This window comes from Bacillus xiamenensis (genome assembly GCF_001857925.1).
GTDB lineage: Bacteria > Bacillota > Bacilli > Bacillales > Bacillaceae > Bacillus > Bacillus xiamenensis.
Genome location: NZ_CP017786.1, coordinates 1,934,755 through 1,951,657 on the forward strand (window position 1 = coordinate 1,934,755; position 16,903 = coordinate 1,951,657).

23 protein-coding genes and 1 pseudogene are annotated in these 16,903 nt (G+C 41.3%); 20 read left to right on the top strand and 4 right to left on the bottom strand.

Annotated features, from left to right (window positions below):
* The first annotated feature begins 1 nt into the window (after position 1).
* From BK049_RS09770 to BK049_RS09785, 4 genes are read left to right on the top strand one after another with little or no spacing between them, the layout of a single operon-like run.
* Positions 2-742 (top strand): sugar phosphate nucleotidyltransferase, encoded by a 741-nt coding sequence (locus tag BK049_RS09770; RefSeq protein ID WP_071168402.1) that lies wholly within the window; start codon positions 2-4, stop codon positions 740-742.
* Positions 739-1,704, top strand: coding sequence for a dTDP-glucose 4,6-dehydratase (rfbB, locus tag BK049_RS09775; RefSeq protein WP_071168403.1), 966 nt, complete (start codon positions 739-741; stop codon positions 1,702-1,704). Before BK049_RS09770 ends, rfbB begins: the two co-directional genes overlap by 4 nt.
* Positions 1,705-1,707: 3 nt before the next feature.
* Complete coding sequence (rfbD, locus tag BK049_RS09780) at positions 1,708-2,562, top strand: dTDP-4-dehydrorhamnose reductase (protein WP_071168404.1); 855 nt, start codon at positions 1,708-1,710, stop codon at positions 2,560-2,562.
* On the top strand, positions 2,555-3,010 hold the full coding sequence (locus BK049_RS09785) for a dTDP-4-dehydrorhamnose 3,5-epimerase family protein (protein ID WP_008360938.1): 456 nt from the start codon (positions 2,555-2,557) through the stop codon (positions 3,008-3,010). The genes rfbD and BK049_RS09785 overlap by 8 nt, the downstream gene beginning before the upstream one ends.
* A gap of 58 nt (positions 3,011-3,068) precedes the next feature.
* Here the strand turns inward: BK049_RS09785 and BK049_RS09790 are convergent, their stop codons facing one another.
* The gene (locus BK049_RS09790; protein WP_071168405.1) at positions 3,069-4,289 is read right to left on the bottom strand and encodes an MFS transporter; all 1,221 of its coding nucleotides are present in this window, start codon (positions 4,287-4,289) and stop codon (positions 3,069-3,071) included.
* A 145-nt stretch (positions 4,290-4,434) separates the two neighbouring features.
* Here BK049_RS09790 and BK049_RS09795 point away from each other — a divergent pair, with 145 nt between their 5' ends.
* The gene (locus BK049_RS09795) at positions 4,435-4,914 is read left to right on the top strand and encodes an Lrp/AsnC family transcriptional regulator (protein WP_071168406.1); all 480 of its coding nucleotides are present in this window, start codon (positions 4,435-4,437) and stop codon (positions 4,912-4,914) included.
* A gap of 137 nt (positions 4,915-5,051) precedes the next feature.
* Here BK049_RS09795 and BK049_RS09800 read toward each other — a convergent pair.
* Both BK049_RS09800 and hemQ read right to left on the bottom strand, forming a co-directional pair.
* Positions 5,052-5,534 (bottom strand): annotated as a pseudogene (locus tag BK049_RS09800) (MFS transporter); the annotation flags it as partial.
* Between the two features lie 71 nt (positions 5,535-5,605).
* On the bottom strand, positions 5,606-6,376 hold the full coding sequence (gene hemQ, locus BK049_RS09805) for a hydrogen peroxide-dependent heme synthase (RefSeq protein ID WP_008362086.1): 771 nt from the start codon (positions 6,374-6,376) through the stop codon (positions 5,606-5,608).
* 240 nt (positions 6,377-6,616) lie between these two features.
* Here hemQ and pta point away from each other — a divergent pair, with 240 nt between their 5' ends.
* The 13 genes from pta to BK049_RS09870 all read left to right on the top strand — a co-directional run bounded on the left by pta (position 6,617) and on the right by BK049_RS09870 (position 14,115).
* Positions 6,617-7,588 carry a phosphate acetyltransferase gene (gene pta, locus BK049_RS09810; protein ID WP_008362084.1) on the top strand — a complete coding sequence of 324 codons (972 nt, stop codon included), beginning with the start codon at positions 6,617-6,619 and terminating at the stop codon, positions 7,586-7,588.
* 172 nt (positions 7,589-7,760) lie between these two features.
* Entirely contained in the window at positions 7,761-8,171 is a 411-nt protein-coding gene (locus BK049_RS09815; RefSeq protein WP_406566798.1) for a YwqH-like family protein, read from the top strand.
* 1 nt (position 8,172) lies between these two features.
* Positions 8,173-8,451, top strand: coding sequence for a YwqI/YxiC family protein (locus BK049_RS09820; RefSeq protein WP_071168407.1), 279 nt, complete (start codon positions 8,173-8,175; stop codon positions 8,449-8,451).
* An 11-nt stretch (positions 8,452-8,462) separates the two neighbouring features.
* Complete coding sequence (locus BK049_RS09825) at positions 8,463-9,998, top strand: T7SS effector LXG polymorphic toxin (protein ID WP_083381109.1); 1,536 nt, start codon at positions 8,463-8,465, stop codon at positions 9,996-9,998.
* Positions 9,999-10,009: 11 nt separating this feature from the next.
* The gene (locus BK049_RS09830; RefSeq protein WP_071168408.1) at positions 10,010-10,405 is read left to right on the top strand and encodes a CDI toxin immunity protein; all 396 of its coding nucleotides are present in this window, start codon (positions 10,010-10,012) and stop codon (positions 10,403-10,405) included.
* Positions 10,406-10,417: 12 nt separating this feature from the next.
* Positions 10,418-10,744 (top strand): hypothetical protein, encoded by a 327-nt coding sequence (locus BK049_RS09835; protein WP_048002985.1) that lies wholly within the window; start codon positions 10,418-10,420, stop codon positions 10,742-10,744.
* Positions 10,745-10,817: 73 nt separating this feature from the next.
* Positions 10,818-11,180 (top strand): hypothetical protein, encoded by a 363-nt coding sequence (locus BK049_RS09840; protein ID WP_071169214.1) that lies wholly within the window; start codon positions 10,818-10,820, stop codon positions 11,178-11,180.
* Between the two features lie 28 nt (positions 11,181-11,208).
* Positions 11,209-11,481, top strand: coding sequence for a hypothetical protein (locus BK049_RS09845; protein ID WP_071168409.1), 273 nt, complete (start codon positions 11,209-11,211; stop codon positions 11,479-11,481).
* A 64-nt stretch (positions 11,482-11,545) separates the two neighbouring features.
* Positions 11,546-11,821 (top strand): hypothetical protein, encoded by a 276-nt coding sequence (locus tag BK049_RS09850; protein WP_071168410.1) that lies wholly within the window; start codon positions 11,546-11,548, stop codon positions 11,819-11,821.
* Between the two features lie 33 nt (positions 11,822-11,854).
* Positions 11,855-12,250: an SMI1/KNR4 family protein gene (locus BK049_RS09855; protein WP_083381110.1), complete on the top strand. Its 396-nt coding sequence runs from the start codon at positions 11,855-11,857 to the stop codon at positions 12,248-12,250.
* 216 nt (positions 12,251-12,466) lie between these two features.
* Positions 12,467-13,312, top strand: coding sequence for an octanoyl-[GcvH]:protein N-octanoyltransferase (gene lipL, locus BK049_RS09860; RefSeq protein ID WP_071168411.1), 846 nt, complete (start codon positions 12,467-12,469; stop codon positions 13,310-13,312).
* A gap of 42 nt (positions 13,313-13,354) precedes the next feature.
* Positions 13,355-13,840: a tetratricopeptide repeat protein gene (locus tag BK049_RS09865; protein ID WP_071168412.1), complete on the top strand. Its 486-nt coding sequence runs from the start codon at positions 13,355-13,357 to the stop codon at positions 13,838-13,840.
* 41 nt (positions 13,841-13,881) lie between these two features.
* Positions 13,882-14,115 carry a DUF5970 family protein gene (locus BK049_RS09870; RefSeq protein ID WP_008355090.1) on the top strand — a complete coding sequence of 78 codons (234 nt, stop codon included), beginning with the start codon at positions 13,882-13,884 and terminating at the stop codon, positions 14,113-14,115.
* Between the two features lie 34 nt (positions 14,116-14,149).
* Here BK049_RS09870 and BK049_RS09875 read toward each other — a convergent pair whose 3' ends face one another.
* Complete coding sequence (locus BK049_RS09875) at positions 14,150-14,950, bottom strand: RsfA family transcriptional regulator (RefSeq protein WP_071168413.1); 801 nt, start codon at positions 14,948-14,950, stop codon at positions 14,150-14,152.
* A gap of 242 nt (positions 14,951-15,192) precedes the next feature.
* On the opposite strand from BK049_RS09875, the gene BK049_RS09880 reads away from it, so the two are divergent.
* Positions 15,193-15,414 (top strand): YuzB family protein, encoded by a 222-nt coding sequence (locus tag BK049_RS09880; protein ID WP_003215259.1) that lies wholly within the window; start codon positions 15,193-15,195, stop codon positions 15,412-15,414.
* A gap of 169 nt (positions 15,415-15,583) precedes the next feature.
* Positions 15,584-16,885, top strand: a complete 1,302-nt coding sequence (locus BK049_RS09885) for an HD domain-containing protein (protein ID WP_008355085.1) — start codon at positions 15,584-15,586, stop codon at positions 16,883-16,885.
* The last annotated feature ends 18 nt before the right edge of the window (positions 16,886-16,903 follow it).

The window sequence follows — 16,903 nt, forward strand, 5'->3', positions numbered from 1 at the left end:
TGTGAAGGGAGTTATTTTAGCAGGAGGAAAGGGATCACGGCTGGCGCCTTTAACGAAAATTTTCAATAAACATTTATTGCCGGTTGGTCCATACCCGATGATTTATTGGTCACTGTTCAAACTAAAAGAAGCAGGCATCTTAGATGTTATGCTGATTTCACAGGAAAAACAGATCCCATTGTTTCAAAAAGTGCTTGAAGATGATCACGAACTTGGGATGAACATAGTCTATCAAGTCCAGCCAGAGGCGTCTGGTATTTCAGATGGTTTGTCCTACGCAAAGCCCTTTGTAAAAGAGGAGAAGTTTGTGCTCATGCTAGGTGATAATGTATTTGAGGATTCGTTAAGCCCTTTTGTCGATGCCTTTCAGCAGCAAGAAGGCGGCGCCAAGGTTTTATTGAAAGAGGTGGCAGATCCAAAGCGATTTGGCATTGCAGAAATTGATACCGCACATCACCGGATTTTATCAATAGAAGAAAAGCCGGAGCACCCGCGTTCATCCTACTGCGTCACGGGCATTTATTTTTATGATCAAGAAGTCTTTCAATATATTGAGAAAATCTCACCGTCAGAACGAGGCGAATTGGAGATTACAGACGTCAATAATCTCTATATCTCAAATAGTCAGCTGACCTATGATATGTTAAAAGGGTGGTGGATTGATGCGGGAACACATGAATCTCTCCACCAAGCATCTGCGAAAATGTTTGAAACGATGAAGAAAAAAGAGGGATACGAATGACGAAGTCTTATTTAATAACAGGTGGAGCGGGATTTATTGGACTAAATTTTGTGAAGCTGCTGCTTCAGGAATCGGATGTCCGAATCACCGTATTTGATAAATTAACGTATGCCAGTCATCCAGAGGTAATGGATCAATTGTCAAAGCTGTCTCATTTCCGTTTTATTCAAGGGGATATCACGCTGCAAGACGAACTGGATCAAGTATTTGATGAAGCTTATGATGCCATTATTCATTTCGCAGCAGAATCGCATGTCGATCGCAGTATTGAGTCGGCAGAGCCCTTTATTCAAACAAACGTCCTCGGTACCTATCGAATGCTGGAAGCGGTCTTAAAGGGAAAGGCAAAAAAATTCATTCATATTTCAACAGATGAAGTATATGGGGATTTAGAGCTGGATGATCCTGCTTTCACAGAACAAACACCACTTTCACCGAATAATCCTTATTCAGCAAGCAAGGCAAGTTCAGACCTGCTTGTGAAATCCTATATCCACACCCACCAATTACCCGCAATGATCACCAGATGCAGCAACAACTACGGACCCTATCAGCATGAGGAAAAATTAATCCCAACCATTATTAGAAAAGCGGTTCATGGAGAAAAGATTCCGATTTATGGGGACGGCCAGCAGATTCGTGATTGGCTGTATGTAGAGGATCATGCGAGAGCTGTAAAGCAGGTATTAGAAAACGGAACAGCCGGGCAGGTGTACAATATTGGCGGCTGCAACGAGAAAACAAATCTTGAATTAACCAAAACCATTCTCACACATCTCGGCATCAGTCATGACCAAATTGCGTTTATCCAAGACCGAAAAGGGCATGACAGACGGTATGCCATTGATGCCAGTAAGCTAAAAGAAGAGCTTGGATGGGTGCAGGCAACTTCATTCGAAGAAGGTATCGAAAAAACGATCAATTGGTATCGAGCCAAATACGATCAGAGCGAAGAAGGGTGACGGATGAAAGTTTTAATCACCGGTGCAGGCGGCCAATTAGGAAAAGAATTGACGAAACAGCTCAAAGAAAAAGACATGACCGTCATTGCTTTAACAAGGAGCATGCTGAATATCGCAGATCAACAGGCAGTCAGACATGCAATGAGACATTTTCGGCCTGATATTGTTGTCAGTGCAGCGGCATATACATCTGTTGATCAATGTGAAACAGAAACGGAAAAAGCCTATCTTGTGAATGGAATTGGCGCCTACTATACGGCATTGGAAGCAAAAAACGTAGGGGCGGATGTGTTACATGTCAGTACAGATTATGTGTTTGACGGGCAAGCGGATGTCCCTTATCAAGTCGATGCACAAGCAGATCCCCAGACGATTTATGGAAAGAGTAAAAAACTTGGGGAAGAATTGATTCATCTCGTGTCAGATGAAGTGAAAATCATTCGGACATCGTGGCTCTATGGACATGAAGGGCATAATTTTGTGAATACCATTCTTCGGCTGGCTGAAACGAAGGATCATTTGCGCATCGTAAATGATCAAATAGGGTCTCCCACTTATACAAAGGATGTCGCACAAGCTTTGATTCACTTGTTTGACCAGAAAGCAGGCATTTATCACGTCAGTAACCGAGCGAGCTGTTCCTGGTTTGAATTTGCGTCAGAAATTGTGGCAGCAAGTGGCCTGTCTACAACGATTGAGCCCATTTCAACAGAAGAGTACGGCTTTCAAACACCTCGTCCAGCCTATTCGGTTTTAGACCTGCAAGCGATTGAAGCGACAGGCTGGCAGCCAAGACATTGGAAGGATGCACTTCACGAATATTTGCAGAAAGAAGGGAGATGGCATCAGCATGATTGATGGTGTACAAACGAAAAAACTCATGAAACATTGTGATGACCGCGGCTTTTTTGCAGAGCTTATTCGAGATGACGAACCGATGCTGAAGCGCTTTGGGCAGGCGTCGTGGTCGAAAAGTTTTCCAGGAGTGATCAAAGCCTTTCATTATCATGAAAAACAAGACGATGTTTGGTTTTTCCCAGCAGGTCATGCACAGGTCGTTTTATACGATTTGAGAGAGGATTCTCCGACAAAGGGTCAAACCGATGTATATTATATGGGAGAAGACAATCCAATGCTCCTTCTCATTCCAAAGGGAGTCGCCCATGGTTACCGTGTATTAGGCGAGACACCGCTGCAAATTGTTTATTTTACAACAGAATCCTATGATCCGAAAAACCCGGATGAAAAGAGAATCGCGTGGAATGATGAAGCGATCGGATTTCATTGGGAAACGACATTTAAATAAAGAAAAGAGGCCTTTCGCAGGAGAAAGGTCTTTTTTGTTTTCATTCAGGGGGAATAAACTAGACAGCTTTACATTTCTGAATAGAACGTTCACGTTTATAGCTGCTGAAGCTGATGATAAAACCAACAAGTGTCATCAGTGCACATACCAGCCCTACAGTATGATATCCGAATTGGACATAAATAGGGCCCATAAGTGCTGAACCGAGCATAACAGCAAAATTAGACGCAAGACTGTAAAAAGCCATCACGTTGCCTCGATGGGTTTGGGTGCAGCCGCTCAGAACGGTGCTCAAAAGCGTGACCGATAAACTTTGCAATGCCCCCCAAATAAACAAAGCCACAATCAGCACGATCCATGAGAATGGCGCATAAGGAAGTAAGGCTAGAACGAGCGTGATGCCACCCAGCACCCAAAAAAGGGAGCGCATTTTCCCAAACCCGTCTGCTAATTTTCCAGTAAACATACTCATAGAAAAGCCAATCCCATAAGCCATGATGAGAAGCCCAGCCGCTGATTGTCTGCCATCAAACAGGCTCTGCAGGTAAGCACCTAAAAACGAGTACATGCCGTAAAATCCAAGCATATTACAAAAGGTCACAGTCAAATAGACCGGCACACGATCAATTTTCAAAGCACCCCATAAAGAGCCTGTTTTCTCTCTAGCTTGTCGTGTCTCCAGATCAGCTGCTGCCACTTGTTTTCTTAATTCAACCATGACGAGCAGCAGCACAATAAGGCTCATTATAGCGAAGAGCCAAAATGTCCAGCGCCAGTTTACACTTTGGGCGATAAAGGCGCCAATTGGTACACCAAGAACAAGGGAAAGAGACCAGCTTGATACAATAAGGCCCATCACTTTGCCTCGATATTCATAAGGGACTCGGTCGCCCACAAGCGCATAGGCTGTTGGGACAAATACACCGGCCGCCAGTCCAGAGGCGGCACGTCCGGCAAAAAACACCGCCAAATTCGGAGCAGCAGCACACATGACGGTTCCAATGAAGAAAAAGGAAAGTCCGATGATCAAACACAGTTCTCTTGAATAACGATCCCCTAAAGGAACGAGTAACGGTGCTCCGGCCAATACGGCTAATCCGTAAATGCTGATGGAAAGAGCGAGAATATCAAGAGATTGCTGAAAAGAGTTTGATAAATCAGGCAAAAGTGGTGAAATCACCAGTTCTTCCGATCCCGCCGCAAAAACGCCAAGTGCGAGTGCAATGGCAAGTGTGATGGGAAATGTTTTAGAAGCCTGGCTGTCTAAAGATTCTTTCATCAAGTGATCCCTCCATACTTGCTTTTTCATTCCATTACGTTAAAATAAATTCTACCATTATTTAGTTTTATTTAACATTTCGTATCATAAGTATCATCATAAAATACTTTTCAAATGGAACGATTTTGGGATAGGAGCGTAACGAATGAAAATCACCGATGTGGATGTGCATATTTTAAACGAATTGAGAGAAGATGCCCGCTTATCAATGAGGGAATTGTCCAAACGAGTGAATTTATCACCGCCTGCGGTAGCAGAAAGAGTGCGGAAATTAGAAGATGCAGGGATTATTGAAGGTTACTCTGTACAGGTCAATTATAAGAAGCTGGGGCTGATGATCGACTGTTTAATGGAAGTCACCGTGTTAAACGGGGAGTATCAGCGTTTTGTGACATTTATGAATGAGCATCCACGCGTCTTCTTTGCTTATCGGGTGGCAGGACAGTCTTGCTTTTTCATTAAGCTGTCTGTTTCTTCTCTTGAAGAAATTGAAGCCTTTATTCAAGAAGTGTCTGGCTTTACAAAAACGGTCTCCCATATTGTCTTATCAGAACATTCCTTCACTCATCCAGTCCAGGAACGTGTGAAACAAATAGAAGAGCCAGAAATGACCGTGGTGAAATAGAAAAAGGACCTGCCCTCAGGTCCTTTCAGCTTGTAGACAAAGTCTGCAAGCTTTTTTGTATAATAAGGGTAATAATACGATTCTGTGGGGGATGGACATGTTATCGAAACGTGAAGAAGAAAGAAGAAATCAATTAGAAGTCGTGGCCTTAATTGGTTTCCGATAAACGTACCAAATGGCACACCAAGTACATTGGCTACCGTAAGTCCTGTAAACATGAAGCTGATCGCACTTGCGCTTCTCTCCTTAGGAACAAGCCGTGCAGCCATAATGGCTCCAACACCAAAGAAGGTACCATGAGCAAAAGACGTTAAAATACGTGCAGCCATCAACAGACCATAAGAAGTCGATACAGCGGCGACAGCATTTCCTGTCACGAAAAGAATCATTAATAGGATAAGAAGACGTTTCCTCGACATTTTTCCAGTTGATAACGTTAAAATAGGTCCGCCAACTGCGACACCGAGTGCATATCCAGTAATCAGCTGACCTGAAACAGAGATGGATACATGGAGATCATTTGCAACGTTTGGCAAAAGTCCCATGATGACAAATTCAGTCATGCCAATCGAAAACGCACCGAGCGTTAACGCAAAAATAGCAATGGGGAAGTTTTTCATGATGAGATCACCTTTCTAAACAAATACATACATAAAAAAGCTTCGGAGAGATCCGAAGCCTTAAGAGTTTATCATACATGGAAATAAGACGCCAGCTGCTCGTTTGCTAATCGGTTTCCAACAAAGAAGGAACCAAATTCGCCGTAGCGTGCACTCACTTCATCGAAGCGCATTTCGTAAACCAATTTTTTAAATTGAAGAACATCGTCTGAGAAAAGGGTGACGCCCCACTCATAATCATCAAAGCCAACAGATCCTGTAATGATCTGTTTTACTTTCCCAGCATAGCTTCTGCCAATTAAGCCGTGGCTTCTCATTAGGGATTTACGCTCATCCATTGAAAGCATGTACCAGTTATCATTGCCAGAACGTCTTTTATCCATTGGATAGAAGCAGACATATTGAGAAGAAGGAAGCTCAGGATATAGACGCGCACGTACATGCGGGTTCTCGTAAGGGTCTCCGCCATCTCCGCCTCCTGCTAAGTAGTTGCTCAGTTCAACAACTGACACGTACGAATAGGCTGGAATCGTAAATTCTGCTAGTCGTGACTTGTTGAATTCAAGCTCGATTTCACCCAGTTCTTCCATTGTTGGACGTAAAATCATGAGCATAATATCTGCTTTTTGGCCGACAATACTATAGATTGTTTGGCTTCCAGCCTGATTGTGCTCCGCTGTTTTCCATTTTTCTAATAGACCTGTGAACTCATGAAGAATCGCTTGACGCTCATCACTTGTTAACAGCTTCCAAGCTGTCCAGTCGATCGTTCTAAAATCATGCAGCGCATACCAGCCGTCTAGTGTTTGAGCTGCTTCATTTGTTGTATGTTGTTCGCTCATTTCTTTCACTCCTATGTACAGTTTTCCATCTGTTCCAACTATAACATAGTTTGTCCCAATGGAGATGTGATCAAAACTTGAACGAGGGAAACAGCTTTTATGGAAATTGATTAAATTAGTTTGAAAAATAAGAATTTAATTTGTAAGCGCTATAATGTAAGTTGGTAGTTTGAATTTATGTAGAAGAAGAGTATGCTTAAAAGAGAACGCTTTTTTTGTAAAATCAAGGAGGGTATTGAAGTGGCAGATATTTTTTCAACAGTTCAGGAAAAGGTTGCAGGTAAAGGCGTTAAGATCGTTTTTCCTGAGGGAATGGACGAACGCATTCTAACGGCCGTTCAAAAACTAGCAGATGGCAAAGTATTGCAGCCGATTGTTGTAGGCAAGCAGCAAGAAGTCGAAGCAAAAGCAAAAGAATTAGGTCTTACACTTGATGGTGTTGACGTGTATGATCCTCATACATATGAAGGTTTTGAAGAGCTTGTACAGGCTTTCGTTGAAAGACGTAAAGGTAAAGCAACAGAAGAACAAGCAAGAAAAGCATTACTGGATGAAAACTATTTCGGTACGATGCTTGTGTATAAAGGTCTTGCAGACGGACTTGTGAGTGGTGCAGCACACTCAACGGCTGATACAGTGCGCCCAGCACTTCAAATCATTAAAACAAAAGAAGGCGTAAAGAAAACATCTGGCGTCTTCATTATGGCTCGCGGAGACGAGCAATATGTGTTTGCTGATTGTGCGATCAACATTGCACCAGACAGCCAAGATTTAGCTGAAATTGCGATCGAAAGTGCAAACACAGCAAAAATGTTTGACATTGAACCACGTGTGGCAATGCTTAGCTTCTCAACAAAAGGCTCAGCAAAATCAGACGAAACGGAAAAAGTGTCTGAAGCGGTTCGCATTGCAAAAGAAAAAGCACCTGAGCTTGTACTTGATGGAGAGTTCCAATTCGATGCAGCTTTCGTTCCTTCAGTAGCAGCGAAAAAAGCACCAGATTCCGTCATCAAGGGCGATGCCAGCGTATTTGTTTTCCCTAGCCTCGAAGCAGGAAACATCGGCTACAAAATTGCACAGCGCTTAGGTAACTTTGAAGCAGTAGGTCCAATCCTGCAAGGTCTAAACCAACCAGTAAACGATCTTTCAAGAGGCTGTAATGCCGAAGACGTTTACAACCTTGCGCTTATCACAGCAGCTCAAGCACTATAAGATAATCATCCAAGAAGCTAGCTTCGTGTCAAAACGAAGCTAGCTTTTTTTTATGTGGATTAGGTATAAAAACCCAATACATACGATTCATTTTTAAGTGAATTCGTTTTCAATCATATGCCTCTTGTGCTAGTAAATGGTAACATAACGGAGGACTATTTGAGGAATAGGGGTGTTGACGATATCTGGAACCATGATCGGATATAAAACGGCCTTGTATTCGTTAAAGGCAGATATATCCATAAAAAAAGAACAAATCACAGAACTGAGCATATGCCGAAAAGAAGTGAAAGAGGCAAAAACGGCCATGTCAGATGCGAGCAAGAACATCATGCGTCCGAACCTTACGTCACATACATGGTTTGGCCATTTGGCTGATACGTTTGATCGCCTTAGGGAAGAGATGGAATCGGCCAGTCAAGAAATAAAGGATGCACAGCTCACCAATCTATTGAATCGAATTGATGAAAAAATTAATGACCTGACAGCAGATATCCATTCATTAGAACGTGATATTCATACAGTTGAAAGAAAAATAGAAAAAGAGAAGCAAAAACAACTGGAAGAAAAACGAGGAAAATAAAATGAGCAAAGAAATCAAAATAGATGCCAGTGAGGCGAAAAAAGCATTAAAACATGCAAAACAAGCAGGCGCTCATGTCCATTCAACACTTCCAAAAACCATCAAAGGGACAAATGAGCTTTCCACCACAGAACAGATAGAAAAGATCAACCAGCAATTGAATAAACTAACTACATCCTATATAGAAATACTTCAGAAACAGCTTGTACAAACAGAACAAGCCGTGAGCACCATGGTTGAAACGGACAAAGCGCTTGCTTCTAGTCATAAAAGAAAATAAAGGAGAACGGAATGAAAACCCTTGACGCCTTTGCGCTAATCAATGGAATTGACCAAACACTGAATTCGTTAAAGCAGCAGTCACATAATATCAGCGCACTAGAAAAACAAATCGACCACATCATCTCCCTTGATGACGCACTAAAGGGAGAGGCAGGTAAGGCCATCCGAGCATTTTATACAGAATGCCATATTCCTTTCTTGCAATTCTTTCAGGTTGTCATTGAGGAATACAGCTCTGCGCTCAAAAAAACAAAGCAGGCACTTCATGCCCTTGAATCAAATCAACATGGTTTTATTTCACAAACATTCATCGAACACGAACTTGATTCAGGTTTAAAAAAAGCGGAGCGAGCGATTTCTGACATCGTAACAGATGTAAACCAGGCGATCGGCAGGGTCAGTCATATCGTTCATTTGCCTCATGTAGATGAGTCTGCTTTTCAACAGAGCTATCAAAAAGCATGGCTTGAGACCTCCAGAACCATTGGACTGCTCCATGCCTTTGACAGAGAACAAACAAGTGCTATGAATGAAACAACAAGTGCACTACAAACAATGAAGCAATACATAGACACCTTAAGCATCATGTTCACCGGCCCAAAAATCGAGATCACCAGCTATCAAAAGGGATCTATTTTCAAAGACACAAAAGAAGAAAAAGTAAGCAGCACGATCAATGGATTGAATAACAAAATAGACAACCAGAAGGACCATCCGATGATGATCATGCTGAAGAAATTGAGTGAGAAAGAACAGGCGAATGTGGAGACGGTTGTTCGAGAAACGTCGTCTAGTAAAATTAATCAAACCACCGTAACCTTAAATGGAAAAGTATACAATATAAATGAGTACAAAAAGATTAACTTCGAAAATGCAAAGACGGTTGAAGTCATGAGAGATGGAATGCTGTATCGGTTACGGATATCAGAAAAAAACAAAGTAACGATTGAGAGCGTTAAACCGATTTCTGATGTGAAAACAGGCGATCAACCCCAAAATATTTTAAATACAGCAGTTGAATTTACAGGAATAAACGACGCGATTCGGGTTATTACAGGAAGAGATCCAATAACAGGTGATAAAGTCGCAGGTATGGATCGTTTGGTATCAGGGGTGTACATGGTTCCAAGCGCTAACATTGTTAAAGTGGGGAAATATGTTTTTAAGATTATTAAAGGGGAGAAGGTAGCTAAGAGGGTTGAGAAGAGTGCAAAGGGTATTGGAAGAGGAGAACAAATATTAGATAAAGTTAAAACCTATGAACAAGCCAGAAATAAGACAGTAGACTTAGTTGGAGATCTAGGACCCAATGCACAACCATATACAGGTACGCTTAAGTCGAGTGCTGGGTATGGTAAAGTTGTTGGTAGGCAGTCTGCTGACGGAAAAGTAAGATGGAGATTAGATTATGATCCTAATAAGGGACCACATATAAATATTGAAGATTTTCGTAATGGTAAAGGAGCTAATGCAAAGAAAATCGCTATACCATTTGAAGGTAACGAAGGTACTTTTAAATCTTTATTAAAACATCTGAATAGATAAGGAGATTTTATATGAGTTTATTTGAAGAATGTATTGAGGCACTTGGTGAGAATGTACACGTTTTATATGATAATAGTAGGGAGAAAATATTAAGCCATTTTGAAAGTTCATTTCCATTTTCTGATTGGGGGCAAATTGAATGGGAAAATTTATCTTCTTATGCTGAAGTGAATACGTTTGATGAGATACAATCCTTTTTAAATCAAAAAATGGATGAGTATAATGATGTTGTTTATATCATTTGGGATGAAGGGACGTTACCAATTATTCAATCTACTTTAGATAAAGTTTTTGAAGCTATAGATGATGTTACTGCAGTCAGTTTTGATACATGGATTTTTTCACCATCTTCTGGTTATGTTATTGAAATATTTCATGATGGTGAAGTGAAAGTAGGATTAAAGTAGGGATGTAATAGAATGATGAATAATGATTGGATAACTGTTCAGGAAGTTGAAGATGATACTCAAATTTGGGCCGGAACCGTAGTTAGAGTTTTTACGGAGGAATTAAATAAGGATAATCTAGAAGGTAATTTCTATGATTACATCGTTTCTTTTATTTATGATAACAATGAATATTTACAATTAACCTGTCTTACTCAAGGTGAGGGTGGAAATATTGTTTGTGTATTGCAAACAGAACCAGATTCTAATTATTCATTAGGTAAGGAATTAAAAAGAATGATGGATGATGGTACAAACTCTGTTTTTGTGAAATTTTCACCTGAATGTATCGTTAACTGAACCTCTAATAGGAGTGGGAAAGACCAGGTACTTTTCGAAAAAAATGAGAATAAGTGATAGAAAAGGTGACCGTATTGAAAATAAAAAAATAAACTGGATTTCACAAGAAGCTTCAGAAGCTGAAGTGATTGTAACAGATGGTGAACTGGAAATAATGTGTTTTGCTCAACCATTAAATTACCTTGAAGAAAATGAACTATTAGAACCTATATATTGTTTAGATGTGTCAGACCTAGTGAAAGCTGAAATGTCAGAGTATAGAATTGAAAAATTAGATGATAATTTCAGTTATAGATTCTTAGGACAATTAATTGATAAGCGTGATGAAAAAGTGAGGGTAGGCGGATTTTTATTAGAATTGGATTACAATATACCGGGAGATATAAATGAAGGTGATTTTATAAGTTTTAATTGTCAACGGTTAGATATTTATTAATATGAGATGAAGTCTTTAGGAGCGTTAAATGCATAAAAAACAAGAACTAACGAAACAAATCCAAACGGTCATCAACATCCTAGAAAAAGAATATTCGCAAGAGATCAATCAAGGTATACTCGAATTAATATATAGAAGATACAAGAATGCTCAAAGAATCATGCAGACCAATGATGATCTCCAAAAGATCTTTATCATTGGCGGAGTCAGGGCTTATTTAGATAGTCATAATGACTATCTAAATCCATTCTTAGATGAATTACATAAAGCGGAGAGTCTACTAAAAGGATTGTTGTATTGATTATATAGTGATATGTAGAAGTCTTTGTATTAGAAAGCGATACAAAACACAGAAAGGAATTCGTATGAATCAGAAAAAACACGTCAACAAAAAAACAGTCAATTGGCTATTAAGCATCAGTGTTCTTCTCGTCATTGGGACAGCTTTTATGAGAGGGGTTTATGTCCCACATGCCGGTTCGATTTATCGAGGTTTTCCCATTGATTGGCTCGTCCTGCATTCAAATTATGGTGTTGAATTTCTATTTTTTGGTTTTATAATTGATGTCATCATTTTCTATTTTCTATTAAAAGTGCTCCTGCGAGTGTATAAAAGGATCATGACAAAATCAGCTGAATAAACGCTAGTTCAACCCTTTAGGAGGCTTTCCAACATGATGAATTTTTCTCAAATTCCAAATCTGCATGTGAACAAACCAGCAAGTGACAAACATATCAAAGAGGCAGAATCCCAGCTAAACATGCTGCTGCCCCATGCGTATAAGGTCTTACTAAAACAATCAAATGGATGTTCCATTGGAGGCGACCTGCTTCTATACGGAACTAAGGACATGGTGGAACGCAATGCAACGTGGGAGGTTCAGCAATATGCCAGCGGCTTTGTAGCCATTGGCGACGATGGCGGCGGGCGAGTACTTCTCATGCGGCAGGGAGAAGGTGAGAAAACAGTGTGGATCGTCGATGCTGGTGTGATGGACCCTCAGCATGCGGAATTGGTGACTGAAGACTTGTTAAGCTGGGTAAGTGACGGCTGTATCTTAGAAGTGTAATCCATCCATAAAACCGCTGTCGGTCCCGTCGTTGTGGTACGTCCTGTCATGTTGTTCGTCACTGTGAATGTCTTCGTGAAAGGCAAGAAAACATCTTGCTGAAAAGCTCTGTGACGTCTAGGTTCATAGAGCTTTTTTGCATGCACCCCTCCATTCATCCCATGTTCCTTCCATGTTATAATAAAAACAGTTTATGAACGAGAGGATATGCAGGAGATGAAAAATGAACCTATTGAGTTACTGACACAGCCGACATGGCGAATCATAGATCAGTCGAGCCTGGGTCTTTATGTAGACCCGAAGCAATCTTTTGCAATGGATGATACGCTTTGTGCGTCGGTCGGAAAAGGGCTTTCACCAGCGACTGCCCGTTCTTGGGTGCATCACAATACGATTGTTCTTGGGATTCAGGATACAAGACTTCCATTTCTTGAAGATGGTGTGCAACTGCTTGAGGAAGAGGGGTATCGCGTCATTGTGCGCAATTCAGGCGGTCTTGCTGTGGTGCTGGATGAAGGTGTACTGAATGTGTCTTTAATCTTCGCGGAACAAAAGAAGGGTATTGATATTGACCGAGGATATGATGCAATGGTGGAATTGATCCGCCGAATGCTGTCGATGTATGAAGTGGAGATCGAAGCCTATGAAATTGTCGGCTCTTACTGTCCGGGCAGTTACGATTTAAGCATCAATGGAAAGAAATTTGCAGGCATTTCTCAGCGCAGATTACGCGGAGGGGTCGCTGTGCAAATTTATTTGTGTGCAGATGGAAGTGGTCGTGATCGTGCGGATGTGATTCGCCGTTTTTATGAGGCGGCGTTAAAGGATAAACGACAAGAGGTCAAGGCGGTATTTCCTGATATACAGCCTGATACAATGGCATCTCTATCAGAATTAATAGGACAACCAATTGACTGTCCGCTTCTCATGAGGCTTTTACTGGAAGAACTTCAAAAACTGAGCGAACAATTAACAGCTTCAGGACTCACCAACGAGGAGCAGCTGGAGTTTGAGAAAAACATGACGCGGATGATTGAGCGGAATAAGAAGGTGTTTTCGTAAGCACATCATTCCTTCCGTCTTGAAAAACATAGGGGTGAAGTAATGGAAACAAAACTTTTGAAAGCCATTGAACTTCGAGAAAGTGGACACCTTCAAGAATCCAATGACATGCTCACCCGTCTTGTGGAAGAGTATCCAGACCATGCCTCCATTCACTATCAATGTGCATGGAGTTATGATGTATTAGGAAAGGAAAAACAAGCTGTCTTTTTTTATGAAAAGGCTATCGAGCTAGGGTTGTCTTCAGAAGAACGAGAAGATGCTTTTCTAGGGTTAGGAAGTACATACAGAACCTTAGGAGAATATGAAAAGTCAAAACAGATATTCCTAAACGCGATGGAAGCTTATCCGAAAAACAAAGCCATTCACACGTTTTATGCCATGACTTTGTATAATTTGAATGAACATCACAAAGCGATGGAGATTTTGCTGAACTGTTTAACTGAGACGACAAACGATCCTGATATTTTAAGTTATCGAAAGGCGATTGAATTTTATTCAAATCAGTTAGATACATTGTGGAAATAAATTGGTTTATGTGATCAGCCTAATAGAAAGGAAGGATTCGGGTGAAATCCCAAAACGGCAGTTACCTCTATTTACTATGGCTTCCTGTCATCATAGGAGCCGGCTACGGCATTTCGCTTTTCGTGCCGTTTCTTCAGCCTGTACTGACGCTTGGTGTCGCAGGGCTTTATATGTTTATCTTTGGTGGTTTTCAGGTGAGGCAAGTCAGGTTTATTTTTATGTTCGTGTTTTTAATCAATGTTCTTTTTAGTGTGATGCTATTTTTGGATATTTAAAAAAGTGCTTCCCGCAGGTGGGGAGCACTTTTTGTTATTCTGCCATTTTTTCAAGGTTGCCGTTACGGTCCATTTTAAAGGTTGGTGCGGCATTGTCGTCTTCTTCAAACAAAACTAGTTTTCTTGCACGGTTCATGATTTTGACGAGTGTTTCATAATCTTCTTGAATCGTGAGCTGGTCCTTTTCAAGCTTTTTCACTTCAGCTTCTAGCTGCGAGATTTTATGTGTCAGTTCATTGTTTTCTCGTTTTAACCGGCTGTTTTCCATCCGTAAGGCAGAGGATTGCTGTCCATTCCCTTCATAGCGGCGTAAGAAATCAATGATATCCTCCATTGTTAACTCCTGACGCTGCTGAAATGGATTGGTTTCTGGCTTCTTCTCTACAACGTGAGAAGCCTGGGATAATAGGTGTGATAAACTAGCTAACTCTTCATTGTAGCTTTGATCCACAAACTGAAGCTGTTCTGCTGTTTCGGCAGCAGGTGCGAACGTTTCTTCCTGCGCTGGTTCCAGCTCCTGAGAGAATTCCTCCTGCGGGACTGTTTCTTCTACTTGTGGCTGATAGAGTAAGCGTTTTTTCGCAGGCTGTCCATTGCCGAGTGCGCGCATGCGTTGTTTTCGCTGTTTTTTGGCAAGTGCCAACGCTTTTTCATATTGATGCCTGACGACAGCATTCCATCTAAATCCGCATGCCGCTGAAGTGCGGTTCAGCTTGTCTCCAACTTCTTCAAACGCATTCAGCTGTGTACTGCCCTCTCTGACGTGACGTAAGACGGTTTCTGCCAAGAGGAGATCATTTTCCTCTGACCAAGCATCTTGTCTTTGTTTTGACATGTGTTTAAACCCCCATATGATTTGATGGTATTAGATTAGCCAAGTTCCAGAAGGTTTATACAAGTTTGCTAAAAGGATAGTGGGAAATACTAGCTTTTATGTGAATGAGTCTTTGCGCTGACAATGCGTCTTGCAAGTCCAGACGCTTCGATGTACAATGTTGGGTGGTATATTATTCACTCTTGGTTGTCCAACTGTTTCATATAGAATAAAGTATCATCATTGAAAGGAAGCGTAAGACCATGGCTAATGAGTTTCGCGTATGTGACGATTGTGATGCGACGAACCTAAAGACGTTATTGCCTCGACTCAAATCGGTTGACCCTGATGCAAAAATTGAGATCGGCTGTCAATCATATTGCGGTCCAGGCAGAAAAAAGGCCTTTGCGTTTGTGAACAATCGCCCATTATCTGCACCAACAGAAGATGAGTTACTCGAAAAGGTTCAAAAAAAAGTCAAATAAATGTCACTGAATGTGTTCAGTCGACCTAAAAAGAGGTCCGTCCCTGTCAGGTCGGGCTTTTTACGTCCACTCAATCTTCGAGAACACATTCACCAGCAAATTCAAGGATGTTTTCGGGAAAAGTTACCCGATATAATAGAAATACGTCTTAAAAAAGAGGGACGAAACGATGGCGTATCCAAAAGGGAAATTATCTGAAGAAAAGGTATTTAAAGATCCTGTACACCGCTATGTTCACGTACGGGACGCATTAATATGGGATTTAATCGGAACAAGAGAGTTTCAGCGCCTGCGACGAATTAAACAGCTAGGAACCACTTACTTGACGTTTCATGGGGCAGAACACAGCCGTTTTAACCATTCGCTTGGTGTATACGAGATTGTGAGACGGATTGTGGATGATGTGTTTAAAGGAAGACCAGAATGGGATGAAGGGGAGCGCGAACTTGTACTCAGTGCCGCCTTGCTTCATGACCTTGGACATGGTCCGTTTTCTCATTCCTTTGAAAAGGTCTTCCATCTAGATCATGAATCGTTTACAAGAGATATCATTTTAGGGCAAACAGAAGTAAATGAAGTGCTTCGCCGGGTCAGTGATGATTTTCCGAAGCATGTAGCAGAAGTCATTGCCAAAACCTATCAAAACAAACAGGTGGTCAGTTTGATCTCAAGTCAAATTGATGCCGACCGAATGGACTACTTGCAGCGTGATGCCTACTATACAGGCGTCAGCTATGGCCACTTTGATATGGAACGTATTTTGCGTGTGATGCGTCCAAGAGAAGATCAAATTGTGATGAAGCAGAGCGGGATGCATGCTGTTGAGGATTATATTATGAGCCGCTATCAAATGTACTGGCAAGTCTATTTCCACCCAGTGACACGCAGTGCGGAAGTCATTTTAACAAAAATCCTCCATCGTGCAAAAGAGCTGCATGAAACGGGCTATATATTTACACATGCCCCTGTTCATTTTTATTCGATTTTTGAAGGGAATGTCACCACAGAGGACTATATTAAGCTGGATGAATCCATTGTCTTATTTTATTTTCAGGCGTGGGAAGACGAAGAAGATCACGTGCTGGCTGATTTGTGCCGCCGTTTTATGAACCGCCGATTATTCCAATATACAGAGTTTAATCCAAACGAAGAAATGACGAAATATTTCAAGCTGACCGCCTTGTTCAAAGAGGCAGGAATTGATCCTGACTATTATTTAGTGGTCGACTCTTCCTCTGATTTGCCTTATGACTTCTATAGACCGGGCGAAGAAGAAGAACGGCTGCCAATCCACCTCTTGACGCAAAGTGGTCATATTAAAGAACTGTCGAGACAGTCAGATATAGTTGATGCCATTTCCGGTAAACGAAGAACCGATCATAAACTTTATTTCCCGATGGACTTAATTGTAGATATGTCGGAAAACGCTGAAGCAAAGAAGGCGATCATGAAGCTGCTTGGATTGGGATAAGGAAGTACTGAAAAAGGA